Annotated in this window: 20 protein-coding genes; 7 read left to right on the top strand and 13 right to left on the bottom strand. The window is 32.2% G+C overall.

Going from position 1 to position 24,129, the window contains the following annotated elements; all coding sequences use genetic code 11:
• Positions 1-48: 48 nt before the first annotated feature.
• The 6 genes from CHB67_RS14465 to CHB67_RS14440 form a co-directional block, all read right to left on the bottom strand.
• Positions 49-678, bottom strand: coding sequence for a hypothetical protein (locus CHB67_RS14465; RefSeq protein ID WP_089382509.1), 630 nt, complete (start codon positions 676-678; stop codon positions 49-51).
• Between the two features lie 190 nt (positions 679-868).
• A complete protein-coding gene (locus CHB67_RS14460; protein WP_089382508.1) occupies positions 869-1,144 on the bottom strand; it encodes an ATP-dependent Clp protease adaptor ClpS in 276 nt (91 codons plus the stop codon).
• 13 nt (positions 1,145-1,157) lie between these two features.
• Positions 1,158-2,198, bottom strand: coding sequence for a lactonase family protein (locus CHB67_RS14455; RefSeq protein WP_089382507.1), 1,041 nt, complete (start codon positions 2,196-2,198; stop codon positions 1,158-1,160).
• The gene (prmA, locus tag CHB67_RS14450) at positions 2,198-3,031 is read right to left on the bottom strand and encodes a 50S ribosomal protein L11 methyltransferase (protein ID WP_089382506.1); all 834 of its coding nucleotides are present in this window, start codon (positions 3,029-3,031) and stop codon (positions 2,198-2,200) included. Before prmA ends, CHB67_RS14455 begins: the two co-directional genes overlap by 1 nt.
• Before the next feature lie 87 nt (positions 3,032-3,118).
• The gene (tpiA, locus tag CHB67_RS14445) at positions 3,119-3,877 is read right to left on the bottom strand and encodes a triose-phosphate isomerase (protein ID WP_089382505.1); all 759 of its coding nucleotides are present in this window, start codon (positions 3,875-3,877) and stop codon (positions 3,119-3,121) included.
• Positions 3,878-4,001: 124 nt separating this feature from the next.
• On the bottom strand, positions 4,002-5,078 hold the full coding sequence (locus CHB67_RS14440; protein ID WP_089382504.1) for an ABC transporter permease: 1,077 nt from the start codon (positions 5,076-5,078) through the stop codon (positions 4,002-4,004).
• A gap of 76 nt (positions 5,079-5,154) precedes the next feature.
• On the opposite strand from CHB67_RS14440, the gene pyrF reads away from it, so the two are divergent.
• Positions 5,155-5,982: an orotidine-5'-phosphate decarboxylase gene (gene pyrF / locus CHB67_RS14435; RefSeq protein WP_089382503.1), complete on the top strand. Its 828-nt coding sequence runs from the start codon at positions 5,155-5,157 to the stop codon at positions 5,980-5,982.
• A gap of 566 nt (positions 5,983-6,548) precedes the next feature.
• Positions 6,549-7,355, top strand: a complete 807-nt coding sequence (locus CHB67_RS14430) for an ABC transporter substrate-binding protein (protein WP_089382502.1) — start codon at positions 6,549-6,551, stop codon at positions 7,353-7,355.
• Between the two features lie 106 nt (positions 7,356-7,461).
• On the opposite strand, the gene CHB67_RS14425 is transcribed toward CHB67_RS14430, so the two are convergent.
• From CHB67_RS14425 to purU, 5 genes are all read right to left on the bottom strand, one after another.
• Positions 7,462-8,166 (bottom strand): DUF4197 domain-containing protein, encoded by a 705-nt coding sequence (locus tag CHB67_RS14425; RefSeq protein ID WP_089382501.1) that lies wholly within the window; start codon positions 8,164-8,166, stop codon positions 7,462-7,464.
• Positions 8,167-8,181: 15 nt separating this feature from the next.
• On the bottom strand, positions 8,182-8,349 hold the full coding sequence (locus CHB67_RS17050; protein ID WP_176461291.1) for a DUF5522 domain-containing protein: 168 nt from the start codon (positions 8,347-8,349) through the stop codon (positions 8,182-8,184).
• Positions 8,350-8,417: 68 nt separating this feature from the next.
• Positions 8,418-8,978, bottom strand: coding sequence for a DUF4136 domain-containing protein (locus tag CHB67_RS14420; RefSeq protein WP_089382500.1), 561 nt, complete (start codon positions 8,976-8,978; stop codon positions 8,418-8,420).
• Positions 8,979-8,990: 12 nt separating this feature from the next.
• Entirely contained in the window at positions 8,991-11,036 is a 2,046-nt protein-coding gene (locus CHB67_RS14415; RefSeq protein ID WP_089382499.1) for a urocanate hydratase, read from the bottom strand.
• Between the two features lie 173 nt (positions 11,037-11,209).
• Complete coding sequence (gene purU, locus CHB67_RS14410; protein WP_089382498.1) at positions 11,210-12,064, bottom strand: formyltetrahydrofolate deformylase; 855 nt, start codon at positions 12,062-12,064, stop codon at positions 11,210-11,212.
• A gap of 142 nt (positions 12,065-12,206) precedes the next feature.
• Between purU and CHB67_RS14405 the strand changes: the two genes are divergently transcribed.
• Positions 12,207-15,638: a methylmalonyl-CoA mutase family protein gene (locus tag CHB67_RS14405; RefSeq protein WP_089382497.1), complete on the top strand. Its 3,432-nt coding sequence runs from the start codon at positions 12,207-12,209 to the stop codon at positions 15,636-15,638.
• A 16-nt stretch (positions 15,639-15,654) separates the two neighbouring features.
• Here the strand turns inward: CHB67_RS14405 and CHB67_RS14400 are convergent, their stop codons facing one another.
• Positions 15,655-16,053 carry a hypothetical protein gene (locus tag CHB67_RS14400; RefSeq protein ID WP_089382496.1) on the bottom strand — a complete coding sequence of 133 codons (399 nt, stop codon included), beginning with the start codon at positions 16,051-16,053 and terminating at the stop codon, positions 15,655-15,657.
• A 118-nt stretch (positions 16,054-16,171) separates the two neighbouring features.
• Between CHB67_RS14400 and CHB67_RS14395 the strand changes: the two genes are divergently transcribed.
• Positions 16,172-16,621 carry an Lrp/AsnC family transcriptional regulator gene (locus CHB67_RS14395; RefSeq protein ID WP_089382495.1) on the top strand — a complete coding sequence of 150 codons (450 nt, stop codon included), beginning with the start codon at positions 16,172-16,174 and terminating at the stop codon, positions 16,619-16,621.
• Here the strand turns inward: CHB67_RS14395 and recQ are convergent, their stop codons facing one another.
• Positions 16,622-18,745 (bottom strand): DNA helicase RecQ, encoded by a 2,124-nt coding sequence (gene recQ / locus CHB67_RS14390; protein WP_089382494.1) that lies wholly within the window; start codon positions 18,743-18,745, stop codon positions 16,622-16,624.
• A 251-nt stretch (positions 18,746-18,996) separates the two neighbouring features.
• Here recQ and CHB67_RS14385 point away from each other — a divergent pair, with 251 nt between their 5' ends.
• Genes CHB67_RS14385 through gatB/aspS form a run of 3 tightly spaced genes read left to right on the top strand, consistent with a single transcriptional unit; the run spans position 18,997 to position 23,994 of the window.
• Positions 18,997-19,266, top strand: coding sequence for an Asp-tRNA(Asn)/Glu-tRNA(Gln) amidotransferase subunit GatC (locus CHB67_RS14385; RefSeq protein ID WP_176461285.1), 270 nt, complete (start codon positions 18,997-18,999; stop codon positions 19,264-19,266).
• A 1-nt stretch (position 19,267) separates the two neighbouring features.
• Complete coding sequence (locus CHB67_RS14380; protein ID WP_089382493.1) at positions 19,268-20,668, top strand: amidase; 1,401 nt, start codon at positions 19,268-19,270, stop codon at positions 20,666-20,668.
• Complete coding sequence (gatB/aspS, locus tag CHB67_RS14375; RefSeq protein ID WP_089382492.1) at positions 20,668-23,994, top strand: bifunctional amidotransferase subunit GatB/aspartate--tRNA ligase AspS; 3,327 nt, start codon at positions 20,668-20,670, stop codon at positions 23,992-23,994. Before CHB67_RS14380 ends, gatB/aspS begins: the two co-directional genes overlap by 1 nt.
• The last annotated feature ends 135 nt before the right edge of the window (positions 23,995-24,129 follow it).

The raw sequence follows: 24,129 nt of genomic DNA, 5'->3' as shown, positions 1-24,129 counted from the left end.
TAAAATAGAGACTGTCTCAAAAACAGTAATTAAGACAGTCTCTTTTTTTTAATAAATTCTAATCCCTACAATTTTAGAATTTGATTTAAAATCGGTTTTCTTTAAAAACTCTTGGTCACTTGAAATTTTTAATTCACCTGTAAAATCGTTCTTATCTAAAAGAAATTGTGCGTTAACACTTTCCGTTTCTAGCACATACATATCGCTTACATATGTGTACCAAATTTTATAGGTTGGATATGCTGCTATAAATTCGTCAATAGTTGATGATACTCCTATACCTTCACTTGTTTTAAACTTAGCTGAAAAAACCAATAGCTCACCAATTTTTTCAACAACAATACCTGATTCTAAATATTCAACAGTTTCTAAATTCAATAATTTTTCGTTGTTATCTAAAACAGTATAAATTGTTTCTTTTTCTTCTTCACCTTCAACCATTTTAGTTACAACACTTTTTTCTAACTTATAAATATCATTTTTAGTTGGAAATACAATTTCATCTCCAACCTTAAAATCACCTGCAGCTTTGTTTGCAATTGTAAAATTTTGAATAATCTTTTTGGAAGCTTGTACTTCTTGCTGTACTACATCTTTCTTTTTTTCTTGAGCAGGTTTTGAGTTACAACTAACTACAGCAACTACTAACAATCCAATAAATAGTGTTCTTAATTTCATTTCAATTATATTTTTTTAAAATTCATCAAATCAAAAATATAATTTCATAAAACGATAGTAACTGATAAATTTCATATTTATTCAACTTTTTTTTCATTAAGATAAAAAAAAATGTTTTAAAAAATATGTGCATAAAAAAACCTAACAAGGTAATTTCTTGTTAGGTTTTTAAATAAATTTTAAAATTTTACTATATAATTTCAGCTGAAAGCCCTCTGCTTAACAATTTAGTACAGCGCGGCTCTAAGTCTTTATACTCTCCAGTTTTAACCGTACATTTCCCTTTATAATGCACTAACATAGTACATTGCTCTGCTTGCTCTAAAGTGTGCTCACAAACTTCAATTAAAGAGTCTATCACAAAATCAAATGTATTTACATCATCATTAAATAACACTATTTCATTTAAATTTGACTCCTGCTCTAAAACATCAACTTCTTCCTGTATTTTTTCTTTTGTACTCATAATTTCAACTAATTTATAAAAATTTTAAACAAACTACAGATTCCGCTTCGTTATTTTTATACACCTCTGTAAGCTTTCCAGAATTTAAATCTCTTTTAAAAACAATTATATTATTTGAATCTTGGTTAGCAACTAACAACCATTTTCCTGTTGGAGAAATTGTAAAATCTCTTGGAGTTTCACCTCCTGTAGGTTGTTGATCTACCAACATTAGTTTACCACTTTCAGCTATAAATTTAAAAATAGCAATAGTATTACTTCCTCTATTTGAAACATATAAAAAATTACCATCTGGACTTATTTTTATGGCTGCTGCTGAAGGAGTTCCTTTATATGTATTTGGAATTGAACTAATATTATCTATAATTTCAAATTTAGCATTTATCTTTTTCACTATTGAAATACCACCTGTTAATTCGTTAATAACAAAACCATATTCACCCAATGGATGAAAAACAATATGCCTTGGCCCTGCTCCTAAAGCCATTTTAATGTTATAATCTTCTATTAATGAGTTTTTATTCTCATTAAAAACAATCACTTTATCTATACCTAAATCTGGTACAAAAATTTGATTGTTTTGTACAGCTATCATATGAGAATGTGCACATTCTTGTCTTACAACATTTACACTTGTTCCAATGTTTGTTATAATTTGAGAACTTTTCTCTAATGATCCATTTTGGTTAATTGGAAATAAATGAACACTTCCTGTTTGGTAACAAGCAACAGCTAATGTTTCATTATTTATCACATCTAAATGACATGGTAAACCTCCTTCAATTGGCTGTTGGTTTATTAGATCCAATGAGCAATCATCATTTATAAAATATGAAAGAACTATTGGTTTTTTATCTAATGAAACCTCTTGAAAACTAAACAAGTATTTTTTATCTTCTGAAATAGCAATATAACTAGTGTTTCTGCTCAAAAAAGTATTTAATAAGAATAGTTCACCATTTTCATTATTAAAATAAAAACAATAAATACCATTTCCCGTCCCACTTAATCCGGGACCAACTTCTTCAGTATATGAACCACCATAAACGATCATTATTCAGAAATATATTTCAAAGACACCCAATTATTTCGCTCAATAGTTTTATCTAATTTTAAACCATATTTTAATACTTCAGCATCAATAATAGGAATATCTTCTGTATAAAAACCGCTAAATAAAATAACTCCTTCTTTATTTAAGCAATTCATATAAGCTTCCATATCATTTAATAAAATATTTCTGTTAATATTCGCTATAATTATATCGTAACTTTTACCTGCTAACAATGCTGCATCTCCTTCAAAAACAGTAATATGTTGACAATTATTTCGTTCTACATTTTCTATAGAATTTTCGTAACACCAATTATCAATATCAATAGCATCAATTGGATTTGCTCCTTTCATTTCAGCAAAAATTGCTAAAATTCCAGTTCCACACCCCATATCCAACACTTTTTTATTGGTCAAATCTAAATCAATTAATTGCTGCACCATCATATGTGTAGTTTCATGATGACCTGTTCCAAAACTCATTTTTGGCTCAATAACAATATCGTATTTTAAATTTGGGTTTTCGTGAAATGGTGCACGGATACTTACCAAATTATCTACCTGAATTTGATTGAAATTCTTTTCCCACTCACTATTCCAATTGGTTTGCTCAATAACTTCTTCAACATAGGTTATCTCAAACTCATCTGAATTTAAAATTTGAATGTCTTCTAAAATAATTGGATTCCAATCTCCTTCTTGAATGTAAGCCGTTACACCGTCTTCATTTTCAACAAAACTCTCAAATCCTTCCAATCCTAATTGTGCAATTAAAATCTCGGTTGCTGGTTCTTTCGGACTCACTTTAAACGTGTAACCTATATAATTTATCATAATTTATGTGTTCAGAATGCAAAAATACGGTTTCCTTTCATATTGAAAGAAAACCGTATTGTATTTTGTAAGTATTTTAACTTTTTCTTAGAATGATTTTACCAATGCAATAAAATCTTCTGCATTTAAAGCAGCTCCACCAATTAAACCACCATCAACATCTTCTTTAGAGAAAATTTCTTTTGCATTTCCAGGTTTAACACTTCCTCCGTATAAAATTGATACGTTATCAGCAAGCTCAGCATTGTATTGTTCAGCAACAATTTTACGAATAAAAGCGTGCATTTCTTGCGCTTGTTCAGGAGAAGCAGTTTCACCAGTTCCAATAGCCCAAACTGGCTCGTATGCTAAAACAATATTTTTCCAAGCATCAACTGGTAAATGGAATAATCCATTTTTAATTTGACTTTCAACAACATTGAAGTGATTGTCTGATTTTCTATCTTCTAAAACTTCACCAAAACAGAAAATTACTTCTAATCCGTTTGCCAAAGCAGCATCTACTTTTTCAGCTAAAATAGCATCAGTTTCACCAAAATATTCACGTCTTTCAGAATGACCTAAAATAACAGTTTTTAAACCTAATGATGTTAACATTTCAGCAGAAATTTCTCCTGTATAAGCTCCACTTTTAGCTTGGTGCATGTTTTGTGCAGCAACTTCAACAGCTGAACCTTCAGTAACTTTTAGAACTTCACTAATGTTTACAAAAGTTGGTGTAACAATTACACGTGTATTATCAAGTGTTAAACCTTTAACTTCTCCAACAATTTCATCAGCTAATTGTGTAGATTCTTGAACAGTTTTGTTCATTTTCCAGTTTCCTGCAACTATTTGTTTTCTCATGGTATTATATTTTACTTTATATCTTTAGTTTTACCTTACAAATTTACTATTTTACACGTTAATAAAGGATTAAAAACAGGATTGTTTCCGCAATCGTTTTCGATTGAAAATCAACAAGGCAACTTTATTTTATTCTAATTCTTGGGTCTAACACTCCATATAAAATATCAACCAAAATATTAATTACAATAAACATCGTAGCAATAATTAACACACTTCCCATTATCACAGGTAAATCAAGCGTATTTAAGGCATTTACTATTTCTTTCCCTAAGCCATTCCAGTTAAAAATGTATTCAACAAAAACAGCACCTGCCAATAAAGAAGCAAACCAACCCGAAACAGCCGTTACAACAGGATTTAATGCATTTTTTAAGGCATGTGATTTTATTATTTTAAACGTTGAAAGTCCTTTCGCTTTTGCCGTTCTAATATAATCCTGGTTTAAAACTTCTAACAACGAATTTCTGGTTAACTGTATTACAACTGCTAAAGGTCGTATCCCTAAAACAATGGCTGGCAATATTAAATTTTTCCATTGAATAGTAATGTGTTCTCCAAAATCATCTACTTCATACAAACTTCCTGTCATATTTAAATCCGTGTATTTATGCCACACAAAACCAAACAACCAAGCAAATAAAATGGCCGAAAAGAAAGATGGTACACTCATTCCTAAAGTGCTTATAACAGCAATAAAACGGTCAAAAAAAGTATCTTTATACAATGCTGAAAGTATGCCAAAAAATATGCCAATAATTATAGCTATTGTGATTGCTGATATGGCTAAAATTGCTGTATTTGGAAGTGTTTCAGCAATTACTTCTGAAACATTTTTATCGTTCATTTGAAATGATGTTCGCAAATAAGGATATTTAATTACCATTGTTTTATTCCCTATTGAAAACAATTCAGCAAACGTATATTTATCACTTTTTAAAAACGTGTAATTTTCTGGATTGTTTGAGTGAACTGAAACAGGCGATAAATCGTTTAAATAATACAAATACTGTGTTGCAACAGGCTGATCAAAACCATATTTCTTTCTAATATTAGCCAACTGTTCCGCATCTTCTCGTTGGTCTAACATCATACGTGCAGGATCACCGGGTAAAATATTAAATAAGAAAAATATAACGGTAACCACACCAAACAGTGTTAGCAATCCATAAAATAATTTATTTAAAATATAACGAATCAATACAAGAATATTTAGTAAACAAATATAACTTAAAGTATTAAAATTACTACTTTTGCGGAACTCTTTATTTGAAGTTATGAATAGACAAGCACTTATTGAACAAATTCAACAAAAAAAATCGTTTCTATGTATTGGTTTAGATGTTGACATTACTAAAATTCCAACACATTTATTAGCCGAAGAAGATCCAATTTTCGAATTCAACAAGCAACTAATTGATGCTACGCACCATTTAGCGGTTGCCTACAAACCAAATACCGCTTTTTATGAAGCTTACGGTATTAAAGGATGGAAAGCGTTGGAAAAAACAATCAACTACATCAACGAAAACTACCCAGAGATTTTCACCATCGCTGATGCTAAAAGAGGCGATATTGGAAACACCTCAACAATGTATGCAAAAGCTTTTTTTGAAGATTTAAATTTTGATTCGGTAACGGTGGCTCCTTATATGGGAAGCGATTCTGTTGAGCCATTTTTAGCTTTTGAAAATAAAACGACCATTCTTCTAGCGTTAACTTCTAACAAAGGAGGTTTGGATTTTCAAGGGTTGAAAACTGAACATGATGAATTGTATAAAGAAGTGCTAAAAACCGCAATTACTTGGAAAAATTCAGAAAATTTAATGTTTGTTGTTGGTGCTACCAAAGCTGAATATTTTTCAACCATAAGAAAAATAGTTCCAGATCATTTTTTACTAGTTCCAGGTGTTGGTGCGCAAGGTGGAAATTTACAGGATGTTTGTAAATACGGATTGAATAAGGATTGTGGATTGTTAATTAACTCTTCAAGAGGAATTATTTACGCTGGAAAAGGTGAAGATTTTGCCATAAAAGCACAGAAAGAAGCACAAAAATTACAACAAGAAATGGCAGCTATTTTAGAAGTGAGAAGTGAGAAATGAGAAGTGAGAAGTGAGAAGTGAGAAGTGAGAAGTGAGAAGTGAGAAATGAGAAGTGAGAAGTGAGAAGTGAGAAGTGAGAAGTGAGAAGTGAGAAGTGAGAAGTGAGAAGTGAAAAGTGAAAAGTGAGAAGTGAGAAGTGAGAAGTGAAAAGTGAGAAGTGAGAAGTGAGAAGTGAGAAGTGAGAAGTGAGAAGTGAGAAGTGAGAAGTGAGAAGTGAAAAGTGAGAAGTGAGAAGTGAGAAGTGAGAAGTGAGAAGTGAGAAGTGAGAAGTGAGAAGTGAGAAGTGAGAAGTGAGAAGTGAGAAGTGAGAAGTGAGAAGTGAGAAGTGAGAAGTGAGAAGTGAGAAGTGAGAAGTGAGAAGTGAGAAGTGAGAAGTGAGAAGTGAGAAGTGAGAAGTGAGAAGTGAGAAGTGAGAAGTGAGAAGTGAGAAGTGAGAAGTGAGAAGTGAGAAGTTTAAAAAATATCATTTCTAGTAAAGTCGAGAGCTACTTTTACTTGAAATTTATTAACAATGTAGCTATTTACATAAGAAATAGTGCCTGAAAATCGTAATTCATATTTTTAAAATGAAAACAGTTAAAGATCAAATTGGAAGAGAAATCACCTTAAAATCTACACCTAAAAGAATTGTATCGTTAGTTCCTTCACAAACTGAATTATTGTACGATTTAGCATTGGAAAATGAATTGATTGGTATCACAAAATTTTGCATACATCCTTATCATTTAAAATCTGTGAAAACCGTTATTGGTGGCACTAAAAAAGTAGATTACGAAAAAATTAAAGCACTAAAACCTGATTTTATTTTATGTAATAAAGAAGAAAATGCCTACGACATGCTTCCTGAGTTGGAAAAAATAGCGCCTACTTATTTTTCAGATGTAAATACTATTCAACAAGCTGTTGATTTAATTCTTAGACTGGGTTCACTATTAAACAGAAGAACTGAAGCTGATAATTTAGCGCATAAAATTGAATTTAAACTAAACGATTTTAAACAATTTATTGCTGACAAACCAACCCGAAAAGTTGCCTATTTTATTTGGGCAAAACCGTGGATGGTTGCAGGGAATGATACTTTTATAAATGAAATGCTTGAGCTAAATAAGTTTGAAAACATTTATGCAAATATGAGTCGTTACCCTAAAGTTGAAATCAACAAAATTCGACATGAAGGTGATCCTGAAGTGCTATTTTTATCTTCAGAACCTTTTCCTTTTAAAGATGAGCACGCTATGGAAATAGCTTCATTTACAAACAGATCTATCACTGTTTTTGCCGATGGCGAAATGTTTAGCTGGCCTGGATCTAGAATGTTATTGGCGTTTGACTATTTTAAAGAATTACATAAAAAATTAGAAAGTCATTTCTAAACAAAAAAAAGCTATCTAAAAAGCATCAAAACTCGTCATTCTAAATTTATTTAAGGTTGACGAAAAGCTTACTTTTTAGATAGCCTCCTTTTTTACAAAACTTTAATTAATCTTGTACTGCAAATACTTTTTGTAATAAATCTGTTGAACGCTCACCTACTTTACCTCTAATTTCCTTTTCTTCAACAGCTACCATTTTATAAACTCCACTAAGAGCTTCAGTTGTAACATAATCTGTTAAATTAGGGTTGACATCTCTGGTCATTGGCACTGAATTGTATTTACTAATAATTGTTTCCCAAACTTTATCAGCCCCAACTTTTTGAAAAGACTGTTTAATAATTGGGTTGAATTTTTCATATAACTTTTCAGATGTAGCTGTTTGTAAATAAGATGTTGCTGCATCTTCATTTCCTGCTAAAATATTTTTTGCATCTGTAAAAGTAATTCCTGTTATGGCATCTGTAAAAATTGGAATAGCTTCACCAACCGCATCTTCAGCGGCTCTATTCAATAATTTCAATCCCTCATCAGCTAATTGCCCCATTCCTAATTTTCGCAAAGTTTTATCTACTTTTTGAAGTTGTTCAGGTAAAACTATTTTCACCAATTCATTTTTAAAGAAACCATCTTCACCAGCAAGCGTTGTTACTTGTTTTGTAATTCCTTTTTCCAAAGCTTCCTTTAAACCATCACCAATTACACTGCTTGTAAGACCGCTTTGAGTAATTTTATCAAGTGTATTTTGCAATTGACCAAATGCTGAAAACTGTACTAATACGATTAGAATAACTATTATTTTTTTTAACATTTTTTTTCGCTTTAATTATTTAAATGTGTCTGTTTTTTTATCATAACCAAACGGACAATGTTTACATCCATTTTTACAACAATACCCCCTTTTTAAATGGTATTGTTCCGTAAAAACACGATAACCTTGTTCATTTACGTAGTAATCTCCTTCCTCTAAAGGAATCGGTTTTTTAAATTCCATATGGCGAATATAAAAAAAACGTTCTGAAAAAATCAAAACGTTTTATAATTCAATACTAATTTTATAACTTAAGGCGTAACTTTTACTGCTGGTGGATATTGTGCCATAATTTGAGCTACAAACTCTTTAATTCTAGCTTCTTTTTTTTCGACATTTCCAGAAGTTGTTAAACCTCCACTTCCAATACCTTGCCAAACCAATTCTTTTTTATTTGCATCAATTAAATCTACAAATAAAGTTCCTTCTGTATATTCGGAAATAGTGGTTCCAAAATTAGGACCATAGTACCACGGATACCAACCGTGATAACCGTAACCGCCAAAACCGTAACCAAAATTATTGTTATTTACATCAACTTTTCTTGTTGATTTTGTGAAAATATTTACTAATAAATCAGGATTTTCTGATTTTGTAAATCCTTTTGCTAATAATTCAGCTTCCACCGCTTTTAAAATTCTTCGTTTGTCTAAATCTGAAATTTCAGCTTTATCAATTCCTTTTTTATAGAATGCAAATGTTTTGTACTGCGAAAAATCTGTTGTTGTTTCATAATCAGCAACAACCTTTATTGAGTTACAGGAGGTAATTAAAAATAGCAATACCAATGATGTTAATTTTAGGGCCTTCATTTCAATTAATTTTTAAGAGTTTAACAAATCATTTAACAAGGTATCATCAACTAAATTTGGCAATGTAACTTTTAATTTAGGTTCCATTTCCATTGCTCTTTTAATAGCGAAAGTAGCTCCTTCATTTCGAGCCCAATTTCTTCTGGCAATACCATTATTTACATCCCAAAAAAGCATACTTTTCAAACGCTTTTCGACTTCAATACTACCATCAAGAACCATACCAAAACCTCCATTTATAACTTCACCCCATCCAACTCCACCACCATTATGAATGGAAACCCAAGTAGCTCCTCTAAAACTATCTCCTATTACATTTTGAATTGCCATATCAGCCGTGAATTTAGAACCATCATAAATATTTGAAGTTTCACGGTAAGGAGAATCTGTTCCCGAAACATCATGATGATCTCGACCTAAAACAATGGGCGCTGAAATTATTCCATTTTTTACAGCATTGTTAAATGCTTCTGCAATTTTCATTCTTCCTTCAGCATCGGCATATAGAATACGAGCCTGAGATCCCACAACCAATTCATTTTCTTGAGCACCTTTAATCCACTGAATATTATCAGCCATTTGTTGTTGAATTTCAACAGGCGATTTTTTCATGATTTCTTCTAAAACAGCACAAGATATAGCATCTGTCTTTTCTAAATCTAACGGATTAGCACTTGTACACACCCACCTAAAAGGTCCAAAGCCATAATCAAAACACATTGGTCCCATAATATCTTGTACATAACTAGGATAGGCAAAAGCTTCATCACCTATTTTTGATTCCCTAGCTGCGTAAAAATCACCTTCACTATCTTTATAAACTGCCGCTCCTGCTCTACTAGCCTCTAACAGAAATGCATTTCCATAATCAAAAAAATAAGTACCTTTTTCTGTATGTTGATTAATTGCTAAAACCTGTCTTCTTAAACTTTGCTGAACTTTTTCTTTAAACAATTCAGGATTTGTAGCCATCATTTCATTTGCTTCTTCAAAAGAAATTCCTACGGGATAATACCCTCCAGCCCACGGATTGTGTAACGAAGTTTGATCAGAACCTAAATCTACATACATATTTTCCTCAGCAAATTTCTCCCAAACCTCAACTATATTTCCTAAAAATGCAATTGAGACCACTTCCTTGTTTTCTTTTGCTCTTTTAACTCTTGCACTTAATTTATTTAAATCTGTAAATTTCTCATCAATCCAACCTTGAGACAATCGAATTTCTGTGATTTTAGGATTTACTTCAGCACAAACGGTAATACAACCTGCAATGTTTCCTGCTTTTGGTTGTGCACCACTCATACCACCTAAACCCGAGGTTAAAAACAACTTCCCTGCCAAATCCTCTCCATGTTTTGCAATTTTTCTACCTGCATTTAGTACTGTTATTGTTGTTCCATGCACAATTCCTTGCGGTCCAATATACATATAGCTTCCTGCCGTCATTTGCCCATATTGCGTAACTCCCAGAGCATTGTATTTTTCCCAATCATCAGGCTTGCTATAATTTGGAATCATCATTCCGTTTGTAACTACCACTCTTGGTGCATTTTTATGCGAAGGAAATAAACCCATTGGGTGTCCAGAATAAACAGCCAGTGTTTGCTCTTCAGTCATTTCACTTAAATACTGCATTATCAATATATATTGTACCCAGTTTTGAAAAACAGCACCATTACCTCCATAAGTAATTAATTCATGAGGATGTTGAGCAACAACAGGATCCAAATTGTTTTGAATCATATGCATAATGGCTTTTGCTTGGTCGCACTTCCCAGGATATTCATTTATTGGACGTGCGTACATTTTATAATGAGGACGAAAACGATACATATATATACGCCCGTATTCTTTTAACTCATTTAAAAATTCTTTAGCTAAAACAGTATGATGTTTTTCATCAAAATAGCGCAATGCATTTTTTAAAGCCAGCTCTTTTTCGTTCTTGGAAAGAATTTCCTTGCGTTTTGGTGCGTGATTTATTTCTTGATTGTAAGGTCTTATTTTAGGAAGCTCGGTTGGTATTCCTTGCTTAATTTCTTCTTTAAATGTCATACGTTAGATTTTAGGTTAATGGAAGTTTTTCGTAACTAAACCTAAATCTATGGGTAGCGAATATCAACTCTAAAGTGAGTGCCGTTTATTTGAATTTTATATGAAAAGTGCCTAGTATCCAAATTACAGTAATTTCTATAATTACAAATATACTGTAATTGTTTTTATTACTATTAAGTAAACACAACAGTCTTATTATTAGACACCATTACTTTTCGCTTTGTATGTAATTTTAACGCTCTAGAAAGCACTATTTTCTCTAAATCTCGTCCTTTTAAAATAAAATCTTTAATAGTGTGTGTATGCGAAACACGAGTTATATCTTGCTCAATAATTGGTCCTTCATCTAAATCTTCAGTAACATAATGACTAGTAGCTCCAATAATTTTAACACCTCTCTCATAAGCTGAATGATAAGGTTTTGCTCCAGGAAATGCAGGTAAAAATGAATGGTGAATATTAATTATTTTATCTTTATATACTTCAATTAATTTTGGTGAAATAATTTGCATATACCTCGCCAAAACAATAAAATCTATACTGTGTTCTTTTAACAAACGTAACTGCTCGTCTTCTGCTTGCTGCTTAGTATCTTTTGTTACTTTTATACAGAAATAAGGAATATTGAACGATTTTGCAATGTGCTCTAAATTTGGATGATTACTAATAATTAAAGGAATTTCAACCTCTAATTCATTTGAACTGTATCTACTCAAAATATCGTACAAACAATGTTCGTATTTAGAAACAAAAATGGCCATTTTTGGTTTTGAGTCTGAATCGTGTAATTGCCAATTCATCTCAAACTTTTTACCAATTACTTCAGAAAAAATATTTTTAAAAACTTTTAATGAAAAGACTTTTGCTGAAAATTCACATTCCAATCTCATAAAAAACATATCATCAACCCTATCAACATGTTGGTCTATATAGGTAATATTACCGCTTTGCTGATGAATAAAGTTGGTTACTGAAGCAATAATCCCTTTACTATCCTTACAATTTATTAGAATGGTGATCCTTTTCATTTTTAATATAAATTAGTCGACAAAAATACTAAAAATTGAGACGGTATTTTCATTTTTCAAAATGTTATGTATTTTACAAAAAACACTGTATATTTTTAAAAATTTCATAAATTGCATGTATAATGCTAGCTAATTTTACGAAATGGAAAAAATTAAACCTTACAAATCCAACCATAAAGTACGAGTTGTAACTGCTGCTTCGCTATTTGACGGCCATGATGCCGCTATAAATATTATGCGAAGAATTATTCAGGCTACAGGTGTTGAAGTTATTCACTTAGGGCATGATAGAAGTGTTGAAGAAGTTGTGAATTGCGCTATTCAAGAAGATGCCAACGCTATTGCAATTACCTCGTACCAAGGCGGGCATACCGAATATTTTAAATATATGTTTGATCTATTACAAGAAAAAGGTGCTTCAAACATAAAACTATTTGGTGGCGGTGGTGGCGTAATTCTTCCTGAAGAAATTCAAGAATTAATGGATTATGGAATTACCAGAATTTATTCACCAGATGATGGACGAAAAATGGGATTGCAAGGTATGATTAATGATATGGTTGAGCGTTGCGATTTTGCAACTGGAGAAATTATAGATTTTAAGGTTACAGATTTAAAAAATAAAAATCCCTTACAACTTGCTACATCAATTTCAGCAGCTGAAAATTTTTCAAAAAAACATATTGAATTCATTTCAGAAATAAGAGAATTAGCTCATAAATCTTCTGTACCTGTATTGGGAATTACAGGAACTGGCGGTTCAGGAAAATCTTCAACCATTGATGAAATTGTACGACGCTTTTTAATTGATTTCCCTAAAAAAACCATTGGAATTATTTCTGTAGACCCCACAAAACGAAAAACAGGTGGCGCCTTATTGGGCGATAGAATTAGAATGAATGCCATAAAAAACGATCGAGTTTATATGCGTTCACTAGCAACACGTCAATCTAATTTAGCATTGTCAAAACACGTAAGTGATGCTGTTGCCATTTTAAAAATCGCTGGTTATGATTTGGTTATTTTAGAAACATCAGGAATTGGGCAAAGTGATACTGAAATCATAGAACATTCAGACGTTTCTTTGTATGTAATGACTCCTGAATACGGTGCTGCAACACAATTGGAAAAAATTGATATGATTGATTTTGCCGATATTATTGCGCTTAATAAATTTGACAAACGTGGCGCTTTAGATGCCTTACGAGCTATAAAAAAACAATACCAACGTAACAACAATTTATGGGATGAAAATGTAAATTATATGCCTGTCTACGGCACCATTGCATCACAATTTAACGATCCTGGTACCAATGAATTATATACAGTTATCATTCAAAAATTAAACGAAAAAGCGGCTGTTAATTTTAAAAGTTCATTCAAACTCTCTTCTACACATAAAGAACAGCAATTTATAATTCCACCAAATAGAACGCGTTATTTATCTGAAATCACAGAAAACAACAGGGCGTATAACAAAGCTAGTTTAACGCAAAAGGAAGTTGCTCAAAAATTGTATGGAATTTATAAAACGATTGAAAGTGTTTCAGCTGTCAAACTGAGCCTGTCGAAGTTTGGTTTAGATGAAGTTAGACTTCGACAAGCTCAGCCTGACAAAAATAGTGACTTTCTAAATTTATTAATATCTGAATTCTCGAAGGTTAAAATGGATTTAAATCCGCACAATTGGAATATTATTTTAAACTGGGAAGCAAAAAAACAATCCTATAAAAATGATGTTTATACTTATAAAGTTAGAGACAAAGAAATTCAGATAAAAACACATAGCGAATCACTTTCTCACCTTCAAATTCCAAAAATAGCATTGCCAAAATACGAAGCTTGGGGTGACATTTTATATTGGAGTTTAGAAGAAAATGTTCCGGGAGAATTCCCTTACACTGCTGGATTATTTCCATTTAAAAGAACAGGTGAAGATCCAACAAGAATGTTTGCTGGCGAAGGCGGTCCCGAACGCACAAACCGCCGTTTTCATTATGTAAGTTTAGGAATGAAGGCTAAACGCTTATCAACCGCTTTTGATTCTGTTACCTTATATGGTAATGATCCAAAAAGTAGACCTGATATTTACGGGAAAATTGGAAATGCTGGAGTTTCAATTTGCTGTTTAGATGATGCTAAAAAATTGTATTCAGGGTTCGACTTAACAAATCCTATGACTTCGGTCTCCATGACAATTAATGGTCCGGCTCCAATGATGCTCGCCTTTTTTATGAATGCTGCTATTGACCAAGAATGTGAAAAATATATTATTGAAAATAACCTAGCAACTGAAGTTGAAGCAAAAATAACTTCAATTTATAACAAAAAAGGAATTGAAAGACCTGCTTATCAAGGTAATTTACCTGAAGGAAATAACGGATTAGGCTTATTTCTATTAGGTGTTACGGGTGATGAAGTTTTACCTTCGGAAGTGTATCAAAAAATAAAAAGTGAAACCATTTCAAAAGTAAGAGGTACGGTACAAGCTGATATTTTAAAAGAAGACCAAGCACAAAACACCTGTATTTTTTCAACTGAATTTGCCTTGCGTTTAATGGGCGATGTTCAGGAATATTTCATACAAAATAATGTTCGCAATTTTTATTCGGTGTCCATTTCTGGATATCATATTGCTGAAGCTGGCGCCAATCCAATTTCGCAACTAGCTTTTACCTTGGCCAACGGATTTACGTATGTAGAATATTATCTTTCAAGAGGCATGGATATCAATAAATTTGGCCCTAATTTATCGTTCTTCTTTTCAAATGGAATTGATGCTGAATATGCAGTAATTGGAAGAGTTGCGCGTAAAATTTGGGCAAAAGCCATGAAAAACAAATACCAAGCAAATGCACGCGCTCAAATGTTGAAATATCATATTCAAACTTCAGGTAGAAGTTTGCATGCACAAGAAATAGATTTCAACGATATCAGAACAACCCTACAGGCTTTGTATGCAATTTATGATAACTGCAACAGTTTACACACCAATGCTTATGATGAAGCCATTACTACACCAACTGAGGAAAGTGTGCGCAGGGCAATGGCAATTCAATTAATTATCAACAAAGAATTAGGCTTAACACAAAACGAAAATCCAATTCAAGGCGCTTTTATTATTGAAAAATTAACCGATTTAGTTGAAGAAGCTGTATATGCGGAATTTGATAGAATTAACGAACGTGGCGGTGTTTTAGGTGCTATGGAAACTATGTACCAACGCAGTAAAATACAAGAAGAAAGTTTGTACTACGAAACCTTAAAACACAATGGCGATTTTCCAATAATTGGCGTAAACACTTTTTTAAGCAGTAAAGGATCTCCTACAATTTTACCTCAAGAAGTAATTAGAGCAACTGAGCAGGAAAAACAATATCAAATTAAAGTTGTTGAAAATTTAAACAAGGGAAATAGTGATACATCTGCACAACAAATTTCAATGCTAAAAGAAAAAGCAATTCGAAATGAAAATATGTTTGAGCAATTAATGGAAGTTTGTAAAGTGTGTTCTATTGGTGAAATTACAGCCGCTTTATTTGAAGTTGGAGGCGAATATAGACGAAATATGTAACTCTTATTTTAAAAAACTACAATAAAGAATTAACATAAAGTCTGTGAATTTTTCGCAGACTTTTCAATTCTTTACGCAACATGCGAACAAAATCTTTCCCGTGAATTCTAGAACCTTCTAAATGCAAACAATCTTGGTACAACCTATCAATAAAAAAGCGTAATGATTTTGCATACCTTAATTTTTTTGACGGACTTTCTTGCGTTTCAGTCTCAACAACTTTTGGAACTAATTTTAAGGCGTTCATTATCAAATTATCGGCATAATTATCCACCCTTTCACCTGAATTATACATTGAAATTACATCTTTATCATCGGTAACATAAGACGCAACACTTCGTGACAGCTTAAAAATATCAATAGATTTTTGATAAATGATCGAGTGATTTAAATCTTTATTTCCTGTGATTAACATAACTAGTATTCTGGTGCTATAAAATTACTTCGGAAAACTCAATCTCGCATTTAATATTTAAAGCAAAAACTATATTTATCTTTAAATATTAATATATTTACCAAATAATTCTATAGAAATGAAGCTAGATACCATAAGTTGGAAAATTTTAGATTGTTTGCAACAAAATGCAAGACAATCAAATACTGAAATTGCAAGGCAAGTAGGCATTACTTCTCCTGCGGTTGCTGAACGGATTAAAAAGATGGAAGATGCAGGGATTATTGAAGGGTACCATGCAAAAGTTTCGCATTTTGAAACAGGGCATCAATTAAAGGCTATTATTACATTAAGAGCTTTTATGGGCCGTTTAAAACCTTTTATTAGCACCGTTTCATCATTTTCTGAAGTGGTAAATTGTTACCGTATTACAGGAAATGAAAATATTGTAATGGAAGTTGTTTTAAACAATCAAAAACACCTAGAACAATTTATAGATCAACTAATTACCTACGGTGAAACCAGAACCCATATTGTACTTTCAAATATTGTAGAAAACAATCCTTTAATAAAAAGGATTCATTTATAATTAGCCATTATTTTCAAGAATCGTTAAAGCTAAACGAATTTTAAAATACTCAATTTCTGCATTTAAATGCTCGTAATACGGTTTTAAAGCCGGTGGACTTTCTAATTCATCTTTTGCCAATCGTACTTTTTCAACCTCTTCTTTGGTTACAAAATCGTAAATTTCAATAGGTTTTCCATCGGTATATAATTTTGCTAAATGCGAAAAAATAGTCGTCGATTTTAGTTTTCGTTTCTCAGCAATTTCATCAATTGTCAGTCCTTCTTTATACAATTCGTAGGTTACTTTATGTGTATCTTTCTTTTTGCGAGTTTTTATTTTTTCGTTTGAAAAAGCAACAATTTCAGCAATAAAATCTTCACCATACACTTCTAATTTACGCTGACCAACACCACTAATTTCTAAGAAGTCTGATTCACTCATTGGACGTGCTCTTTCCATTTCTTTCAACGCGGCATCACTAAACACCAAGTAAGCTGGTATATTTTCAGCCAACGCAATTTCTTGACGTAATTTTCGTAAACGCTCAAATAATGAATCCTTTTTAGGTTTTGCTACTCTTGCTGTTTTTGCTTTTTTATCAACTGTTGGTTGTTCTTTAAATGCTACCGGACGTGTTAAATTTACTTGCTCTCCTTCAAACAATACTTTTTTAGAAAAATCGGTTAATTGCAATGCATTGTTTTTATGAAACGCTATTTCGCAATATCCTTGGTTTGTTAATTGAATTAGATATTGCTGCCAATCTCTCCAAGAAATTTCACTTCCTACCCCGTGCGATTTTAATTGATCGTAGCCTTTTTCTAAAACAGTAGCATTGTGCGCTCCACGCAACACATCAATCACAGTTCCAATAGCTTCTGATTCTTTTAAACGTGTAATTACCGACAATGCTTTTTGCGCAATTATGGTTCCGTTAAAAAACTGTGGCGGATTTTTACACACATCACAATTTCCACAATTTTCAGCTAATAACTCTCCAAAATAACTCAACAGTATTTTTCTTCGGCACGTAGTTGCCTCTGAAAACTGCTTCATTCTATCTAATTTGGCAGCTTGTACTTCTTCATTTGAAGCTCCACTCATAAATTTCCGAAGTTGAATTACATCAGAATAACTATGAAATAACAAGGCGTTTGCTGCTACTCCATCTCTTCCACAACGTCCAATTTCTTGATAATAACCTTCAATATTCTTTGGCATATTGTAGTGAATTACCCAACGAACATTTGACTTATCAATCCCCATTCCAAAGGCAACAGTTGCACAAACTACCTTTGTTTTATCGTAAATAAAATCTTCTTGTGTTTTAGAACGTTCTACAAAATTCAAACCCGCATGATAAGCTGCTGCATCAATTCCATTTTGTTGTAATTTAGCAGCAGTTTGCTCTGTTCCTTTTCTACTTAAACAATAAATAATTCCCGACTCGTTTGGTTGTTTTCTTATAAATTTAATTATTTGAGACAACCTATCGTTTGCTGGGCGCACTTCTAATTCAATATTTTTTCGATCAAAAGAAGAAATAAATTGTGTTGCTGAAGGAATACTTAACTGCTCTAAAATATCGGCTCGTGTAGCTTTATCAGCGGTTGCTGTTAATGCTATAATTGGTGTATTTGGTAACGATTGTTTTAAAAACCCAAGTTGCTGATACGAAGGTCTAAAATCGTGACCCCAAGAAGAAATACAATGCGCTTCATCAATAGCAATACAGCTAATATAATCTTCGTTTAAAATATTTTCCAACAAAGACAAACTCTCTGGAGCAACATATAATAACTTTAATTCCTTCTGAAAAACCTTCTCAAAAATAATAGCTTGCTCAATACTTTCCTGACTGCTATTAAAAAAATCGGCTTCAATTCCGTTCGCTTTTAAGCCATCCACCTGATCTTTCATTAAAGCTATTAACGGAGAAATAACCAAGGTTAAACCTTCAAATAATAATGCAGGTAATTGAAAACAAATAGATTTACCTCCACCTGTTGGCATAATTACTAAATTATCATTTTTAGACAAAACAGATTCTACTATTTGCTGTTGTTGATCACGAAAACTATCGTAACCAAAATAGGTTTTTAATGTTGGAATTAATTTTTCTTGAGTTTCTTTCAAAAGCATTTAACAAATTTTTGACAAAAGTACGTTTTATTAACAAATTATAAGAAATTGAAATTACACTTCATATCTGTCTATTAATTTTAACATACATCAACGATAATGAGTTTCGATTCATATATTCTAAATGAATATCCTAATAGATTGTATTTCATAAGATCTACCGCTATGCATTCACAAAAAAAATGTGCATCCCTCACAAAACTTTCGTAATTTGGCCTGCTTAATGTTTAACTGTTAAACAAAATAAAAAAATGAGTAAAATAATGACTGTCGACGTATTGTCGAGTATTAAAGGAGCACAGCCCTCAGAGACCGTGAACAAATTATTTGATGTGATTAAAAACGCACAACCAACTAATAATAATTCCTCTAATAATGTCAATTATAATTGTGTCTCATTAAATGATTTAAGAGAAGATGTTGTTATAGAAAGCCCTGCTTTGGAGAAACAAATTATTATAGAAAACTTTCCTAAGGAAAAAAACGGGTATTTAGTAGTTTCAAAAGTGATAGAAGACTAATATGGATTCGCAAATAAAACAGCTTCACCAACAACTGGTGAACAAAGAAATATCTTGTACAACTTTAGTACAAGAAAGATTAGAGTTGCTAAAAAAGAACGCTTACAATACGGTAAATTCGTTATTAGAAGATAGCGCTTTGGCATTGGCTGCAAAAGTAGATGCTAAAATTGCAAACGGAGAAGAAATAGGATTGTTAGAAGGAATTCCTTTCGGAATTAAAGATGTGTATATGGTTCAAGGAACTTATACCACAGCAAGTTCAGACATACTTAAAAATTACAAATCGGCTTACACAGCAACTGCCATTCAAAAATTATTAGATGCAGGTGCAATTCCGTTAGTAAAAGAAAACTGTGATAGTTTTGGTCACGGTTCATCTAGTGAAAACACCATTTTTGGTGCCGTAAAAAACGCCATCAATCCTGAGTTAGTTGCAGGTGGTTCTAGTGGTGGTTCTGCTGTAAATGTGGCAAAAGATTATACCGTATTTTCAATTGGTGGAGATACAGGAGGTTCTATTCGTCAGCCTGCAGGTTACAATAATATTTATGGTTTAAAACCTACCTATGGTCGTATTTCTAGATATGGAATTATGGCGTATGCTTCATCTACAGATTGTGTGGGGCCTTTGGCAAAAACTATTGAAGACATTCGCATTGTGCTGAATGTAATGAGCGGAAAAGATGGTAAAGATCAAACAACCATTGCTTCCACCGAAATTAGTGAACAAGCCATTTCAAATAACAACACCATTAAAACGGTAGGCTATTTTAAAAACTTTATTGAAAATGAAGCGATTGACCCTAAAATAAAAGCTGACTTTTTAGCTAGTATTGAAAAAATAAAAGCAACAGGTATTGAAGTGAAGGAACTTGACTTTTTTAAATCTGACACCTTAGTTTCTACATACTACACCATAGCAATGGCTGAAACAGCATCTAACTTATCCAGGTTAGATGGTACAAATTATGGAAATAGAATTGAAGGTGAAAATTTAAAAGACACGTATTCAATTACACGTTCTGAAAATTTTTCAGAAGAATCTAAACGAAGAATTGTTGGTGGAAATCAAGTATTATCACAAGGTTTTTCTGATGAAATTTATTTAAAAGGATTGGCTTTGAGAGATCAAATTTCAGCAAATTTTGAAAAAGACTTTAAAGAAGTTGATATTATAATTTCACCTGTTACACCAAACACCCCTCCTAAAATTGGAGATAGTTTAAAAGATCCGCTAGCCATGTATTTATCTGACGCTTATACTGTTGGATTTAGCCTTGGACAATTACCAACGCTAACCGTACCACAAGGAACAGCAACAGGATTGCAAATTACTGGCGCAAAAAATAAAGAACAAACACTATTGAAGTTTGCTAACTTCTTAAAAGAAACAATATAATGGAATTGGAACAATTAACTGCCGCTTTAAAAGCGCACGATTTAGAATTGGTTATCGGACTAGAAACACATGTTCGATTAAATACCAAAACGAAGTTGTTTTGTTCTTGTCCTAATCAAGAAATTGAAACACCAAACCAAAACATCTGTTCGGTTTGTACTGGTCAAATGGGCGTTTTACCTGCCATTAATAAAGAAGCAATTACAAAAGCCATTTATTTTGGAAAAGCTGTAGAATCGTCATTTGAAAACGAGGTAATATCGTGGGATAGAAAACATTACGAATACCCAGATAATCCGAAAAATATACAAATTACGCAATTTCACAATCCAGTTATTCCTGACGGACATGTTTCGTGTTACAGAAATGATGGATCGCAGTTTACGGTGAGTTTAACCCAGGTTCATATTGAAGAAGATGCTGCTAAATTAATGCACGAAAAGAACATTTCGTTGGTTGATTTTAACAAAGCTGGTGTTCCTTTAATTGAAATTGTTACAGAACCTTGTATCAGAAATATTGAAGATGCTTCAACCTACGCACAATACATTCAGCGTATTGTTCAAAATTTAGAAATTTCAGAAGCAAACCTTGAAAAAGGAGAATTTAAGTCAGATGTTTCTGTTTCATTAAGAAAAAGAAGAAGTTACGATTTAAATCCACGTACTGAAATCAAAAACTTAAACTCGTTTAAGTTTATGGTTGATGCGTTGAAGGAAGAAATTGAAAAACAATTCAATTACTACGTTGATAATAAAGAATTTAGACCAGAACAAACAACAGTTTTATGGGATGCTGATTTAAAGCAAACCAAAACCATGCGTAAAAAAGAGTTTGAAGCAGATTATCGTTTTATTTCTGAACCAGACTTACCTTTTGTAAGTATTAAAAATGAAATAAAAGCAATTAGCGTTGACTCAAGTGCATTGCCTTTTGCTGTTGAAACTATTTTAATTAAAGGTGGTGTTCGTCCGCAAGATGCTAAATTTTTTACTGCTGATGCCATTCGTTCAAAAGTATTTATGGGGATTAATAATCAATTAAAAGACCCATCATTTGTTGCAAAAACATTGGTTAACAACATAAAACCAGAAGATTATGCTACAATTAATAATATTGAACATTTAATTGAAATTTTTGAACTTTTTAAAGCTGAAAAAATTACTGCTGTTTTGGCTCAAAACGGAATTACAGAGTATTTAAAAGACAGAACTTTTGATTACAACAAATACTTTGAAGACAATACTATTTCCGAAGAAAAAATAACAACTGCTATTCAAAAAGTTATTTCAGAAAATGAAGCTATTGCCAACGATATTAAAAATGGAAACCAAGGAAAAGCTGGTATTTTAGTTGGAAAAGTAATCAGCATTATTGGAAAAGGTGCTTCAGGAAAAGTAATTAGAGAAGGAATTTTAAATGAACTAAATTCTGCTTCAGCTCAACAAAAAATAGCTGAAAATAAAATTAAAAATTCTTCAGAAGAAACGGCTACAAAAGAACAAGATGATGTATTGCCTGAAATTCCAATTATTATAAAAGATGAATACAGAACACACAAAATCTCACAATTATCAGAAACTAGTATTACTGAAAAAGTAACATTATCTGGTTGGGTGGCAAGTGTACGTGATCACGGTGAATTAATGTTTATTGATTTACGCGATTCAAGCAATGAGGTTTTTCAAGTTCGTTTAAGTAGAGAGTCATTTCCAAATTTAGATGACTTGGTAAAGCTAAAACCTGAATCTGTAATTTCGGTAACAGGAATTGTTGTAAAACGTAAAGAAGACGATTACAATGCAGGTTTAAGAACTGGAAAAATTGAGTTAGAAACTTCCGAATTAGAAATTTTAAATCTTTCTAAAACGTTGCCTTTTGAAATTAAAAGAGCCACAAAAACTAATGAAAGTACTCGTTTTCAATACAAGTTTTTAGATCACAGAAATGACGATGTAAGAAGAGCTATTGTGAATCGCCACAAGGTGATTAAGCTAATGCGTGATATTTTAGATGAAGCAGCGTTTTTAGAAATTGAAACACCTATTTTAACTGCCGGAACTGATGAAGGTGCCCGTGAATTTATTGTACCAACTCGTAAACAAGGTGGTTTATTTTACACCTTACCGCAAGCACCTCAACAATTTAAACAAATGTTAATGGTGAGTGGTTACGAAAAGTATTTCCAAATTGCACGTTGCTTTAGAGATGAAGATTCTCGTGGAGACCGTCAGCCAGAATTTACACAGTTAGATATTGAAATGGCATACGCAAGTATGCAGCAAATTATAGATTTAAACACCAAAATGTTTAATGAAATAGTGCAAAAAGTATATGGTAAAAAATGGATTTTACATCCGTTTGAAATATTGACCTACAAAGAAGCAATGGACTATTATGGTTGCGATAGACCCGATTTACGCTATGGCTTAAAAATGCAAGACATTACCGAAATTGTAAAAGATACTACGTTCCAAGTTTTTAGTAAACCTATTGAACAAGGTGGTATTGTAAAATGTATCAAAGTTTCTGCAAAAGAACAAGGAGACAAACGTATGTCTAAAGGTCAAATTGAAAACTTAACAGCCATTGCACAACAACACGGATTAGGTGGCTTGGCCTATATTATTGTGAATGAAAATGATTTACAATCGCCAATTATTAAGTTTTTAGGTGCTGAAATTGCTGCTGGAATTATTAATGAAACCAATGCTGAAGTTGGTGATATTGTATTTTTCTCTGCAGCAGATTATGAAACTGCAAACAAAGCATTAGACGCAGTTCGTCAGGAAATGGGGAAAATTCTACGATTGATAAATCCGAAAGAATTAAGACCTGCTTGGGTAATTGATTTCCCAATGTTTGAAAAAAATGACGATGGCAGATGGACTTTTACACACAATCCATTTTCTATGCCTGCTGTTTACGATTTAGAGAAACATATGAATGGAAAAGAGGATGAAATTGGAAGTATTATTGCACAGCAGTACGATTTAATTTTAAATGGCTTTGAAATTGGTGGTGGTTCTGTAAGAGCTCACAAAGCCGAGATTTTAGAGGCAACCTATAAAAATATGGGTTACAACAAAGCTGAAATGATTAAAAGCGTTGGAGCTATGTACAAAGCTTTCCAATACGGAGCACCGCCACACGGTGGAATTGCTTGGGGAGTTGACCGTTTAATGATGATTTTAGAGAAAAAAGCGTCTATTAGAGAGGTAATGGCTTTCCCTAAAACAGGAACTAGCGACGATTTATTATTTGGAGCACCTTCTAAATTATCTGATAAAAAGGTTGAAGAACAAAATGTAAGAGTTATAAAATAATTATAAATAAAAGGCTGTTAAAAAGGTATTGGAAACTCGTCATTCTGATTTTAGTTCAGAATCTCATCATATTTACTACTAACTTATATGAGAACCTGAAACAAGTTCAGGTTAACGAATAGTTTACTCTTTTAA

Source organism: Lutibacter agarilyticus (assembly GCF_900188235.1).
GTDB lineage: Bacteria > Bacteroidota > Bacteroidia > Flavobacteriales > Flavobacteriaceae > Lutibacter > Lutibacter agarilyticus.
This window is presented reverse-complemented; position numbering and strand designations above follow the sequence as displayed.

Coding starts and splice junctions, on each gene's coding strand:
- purU (WP_089382498.1), bottom strand. CDS start 12,064: ATGAAAAGGATCACCATTCTAATAAATTGTAAGGATAGTAAAGGGATT.
- CHB67_RS14460 (WP_089382508.1), bottom strand. CDS start 1,144: ATGAGTACAAAAGAAAAAATACAGGAAGAAGTTGATGTTTTAGAGCAG.
- CHB67_RS14425 (WP_089382501.1), bottom strand. CDS start 8,166: ATGTTAAAAAAAATAATAGTTATTCTAATCGTATTAGTACAGTTTTCA.
- prmA (WP_089382506.1), bottom strand. CDS start 3,031: ATGATAAATTATATAGGTTACACGTTTAAAGTGAGTCCGAAAGAACCA.
- CHB67_RS14465 (WP_089382509.1), bottom strand. CDS start 678: ATGAAATTAAGAACACTATTTATTGGATTGTTAGTAGTTGCTGTAGTT.
- CHB67_RS14430 (WP_089382502.1), top strand. CDS start 6,549: ATGAAAACAGTTAAAGATCAAATTGGAAGAGAAATCACCTTAAAATCT.
- CHB67_RS17050 (WP_176461291.1), bottom strand. CDS start 8,349: ATGGAATTTAAAAAACCGATTCCTTTAGAGGAAGGAGATTACTACGTA.
- CHB67_RS14385 (WP_176461285.1), top strand. CDS start 18,997: ATGAGTAAAATAATGACTGTCGACGTATTGTCGAGTATTAAAGGAGCA.
- pyrF (WP_089382503.1), top strand. CDS start 5,155: ATGAATAGACAAGCACTTATTGAACAAATTCAACAAAAAAAATCGTTT.
- CHB67_RS14415 (WP_089382499.1), bottom strand. CDS start 11,036: ATGACATTTAAAGAAGAAATTAAGCAAGGAATACCAACCGAGCTTCCT.
- recQ (WP_089382494.1), bottom strand. CDS start 18,745: ATGCTTTTGAAAGAAACTCAAGAAAAATTAATTCCAACATTAAAAACC.
- CHB67_RS14455 (WP_089382507.1), bottom strand. CDS start 2,198: ATGATCGTTTATGGTGGTTCATATACTGAAGAAGTTGGTCCCGGATTA.
- tpiA (WP_089382505.1), bottom strand. CDS start 3,877: ATGAGAAAACAAATAGTTGCAGGAAACTGGAAAATGAACAAAACTGTT.
- gatB/aspS (WP_089382492.1), top strand. CDS start 20,668: ATGGAATTGGAACAATTAACTGCCGCTTTAAAAGCGCACGATTTAGAA.
- CHB67_RS14395 (WP_089382495.1), top strand. CDS start 16,172: ATGAAGCTAGATACCATAAGTTGGAAAATTTTAGATTGTTTGCAACAA.
- CHB67_RS14420 (WP_089382500.1), bottom strand. CDS start 8,978: ATGAAGGCCCTAAAATTAACATCATTGGTATTGCTATTTTTAATTACC.
- CHB67_RS14380 (WP_089382493.1), top strand. CDS start 19,268: ATGGATTCGCAAATAAAACAGCTTCACCAACAACTGGTGAACAAAGAA.
- CHB67_RS14400 (WP_089382496.1), bottom strand. CDS start 16,053: ATGTTAATCACAGGAAATAAAGATTTAAATCACTCGATCATTTATCAA.
- CHB67_RS14405 (WP_089382497.1), top strand. CDS start 12,207: ATGGAAAAAATTAAACCTTACAAATCCAACCATAAAGTACGAGTTGTA.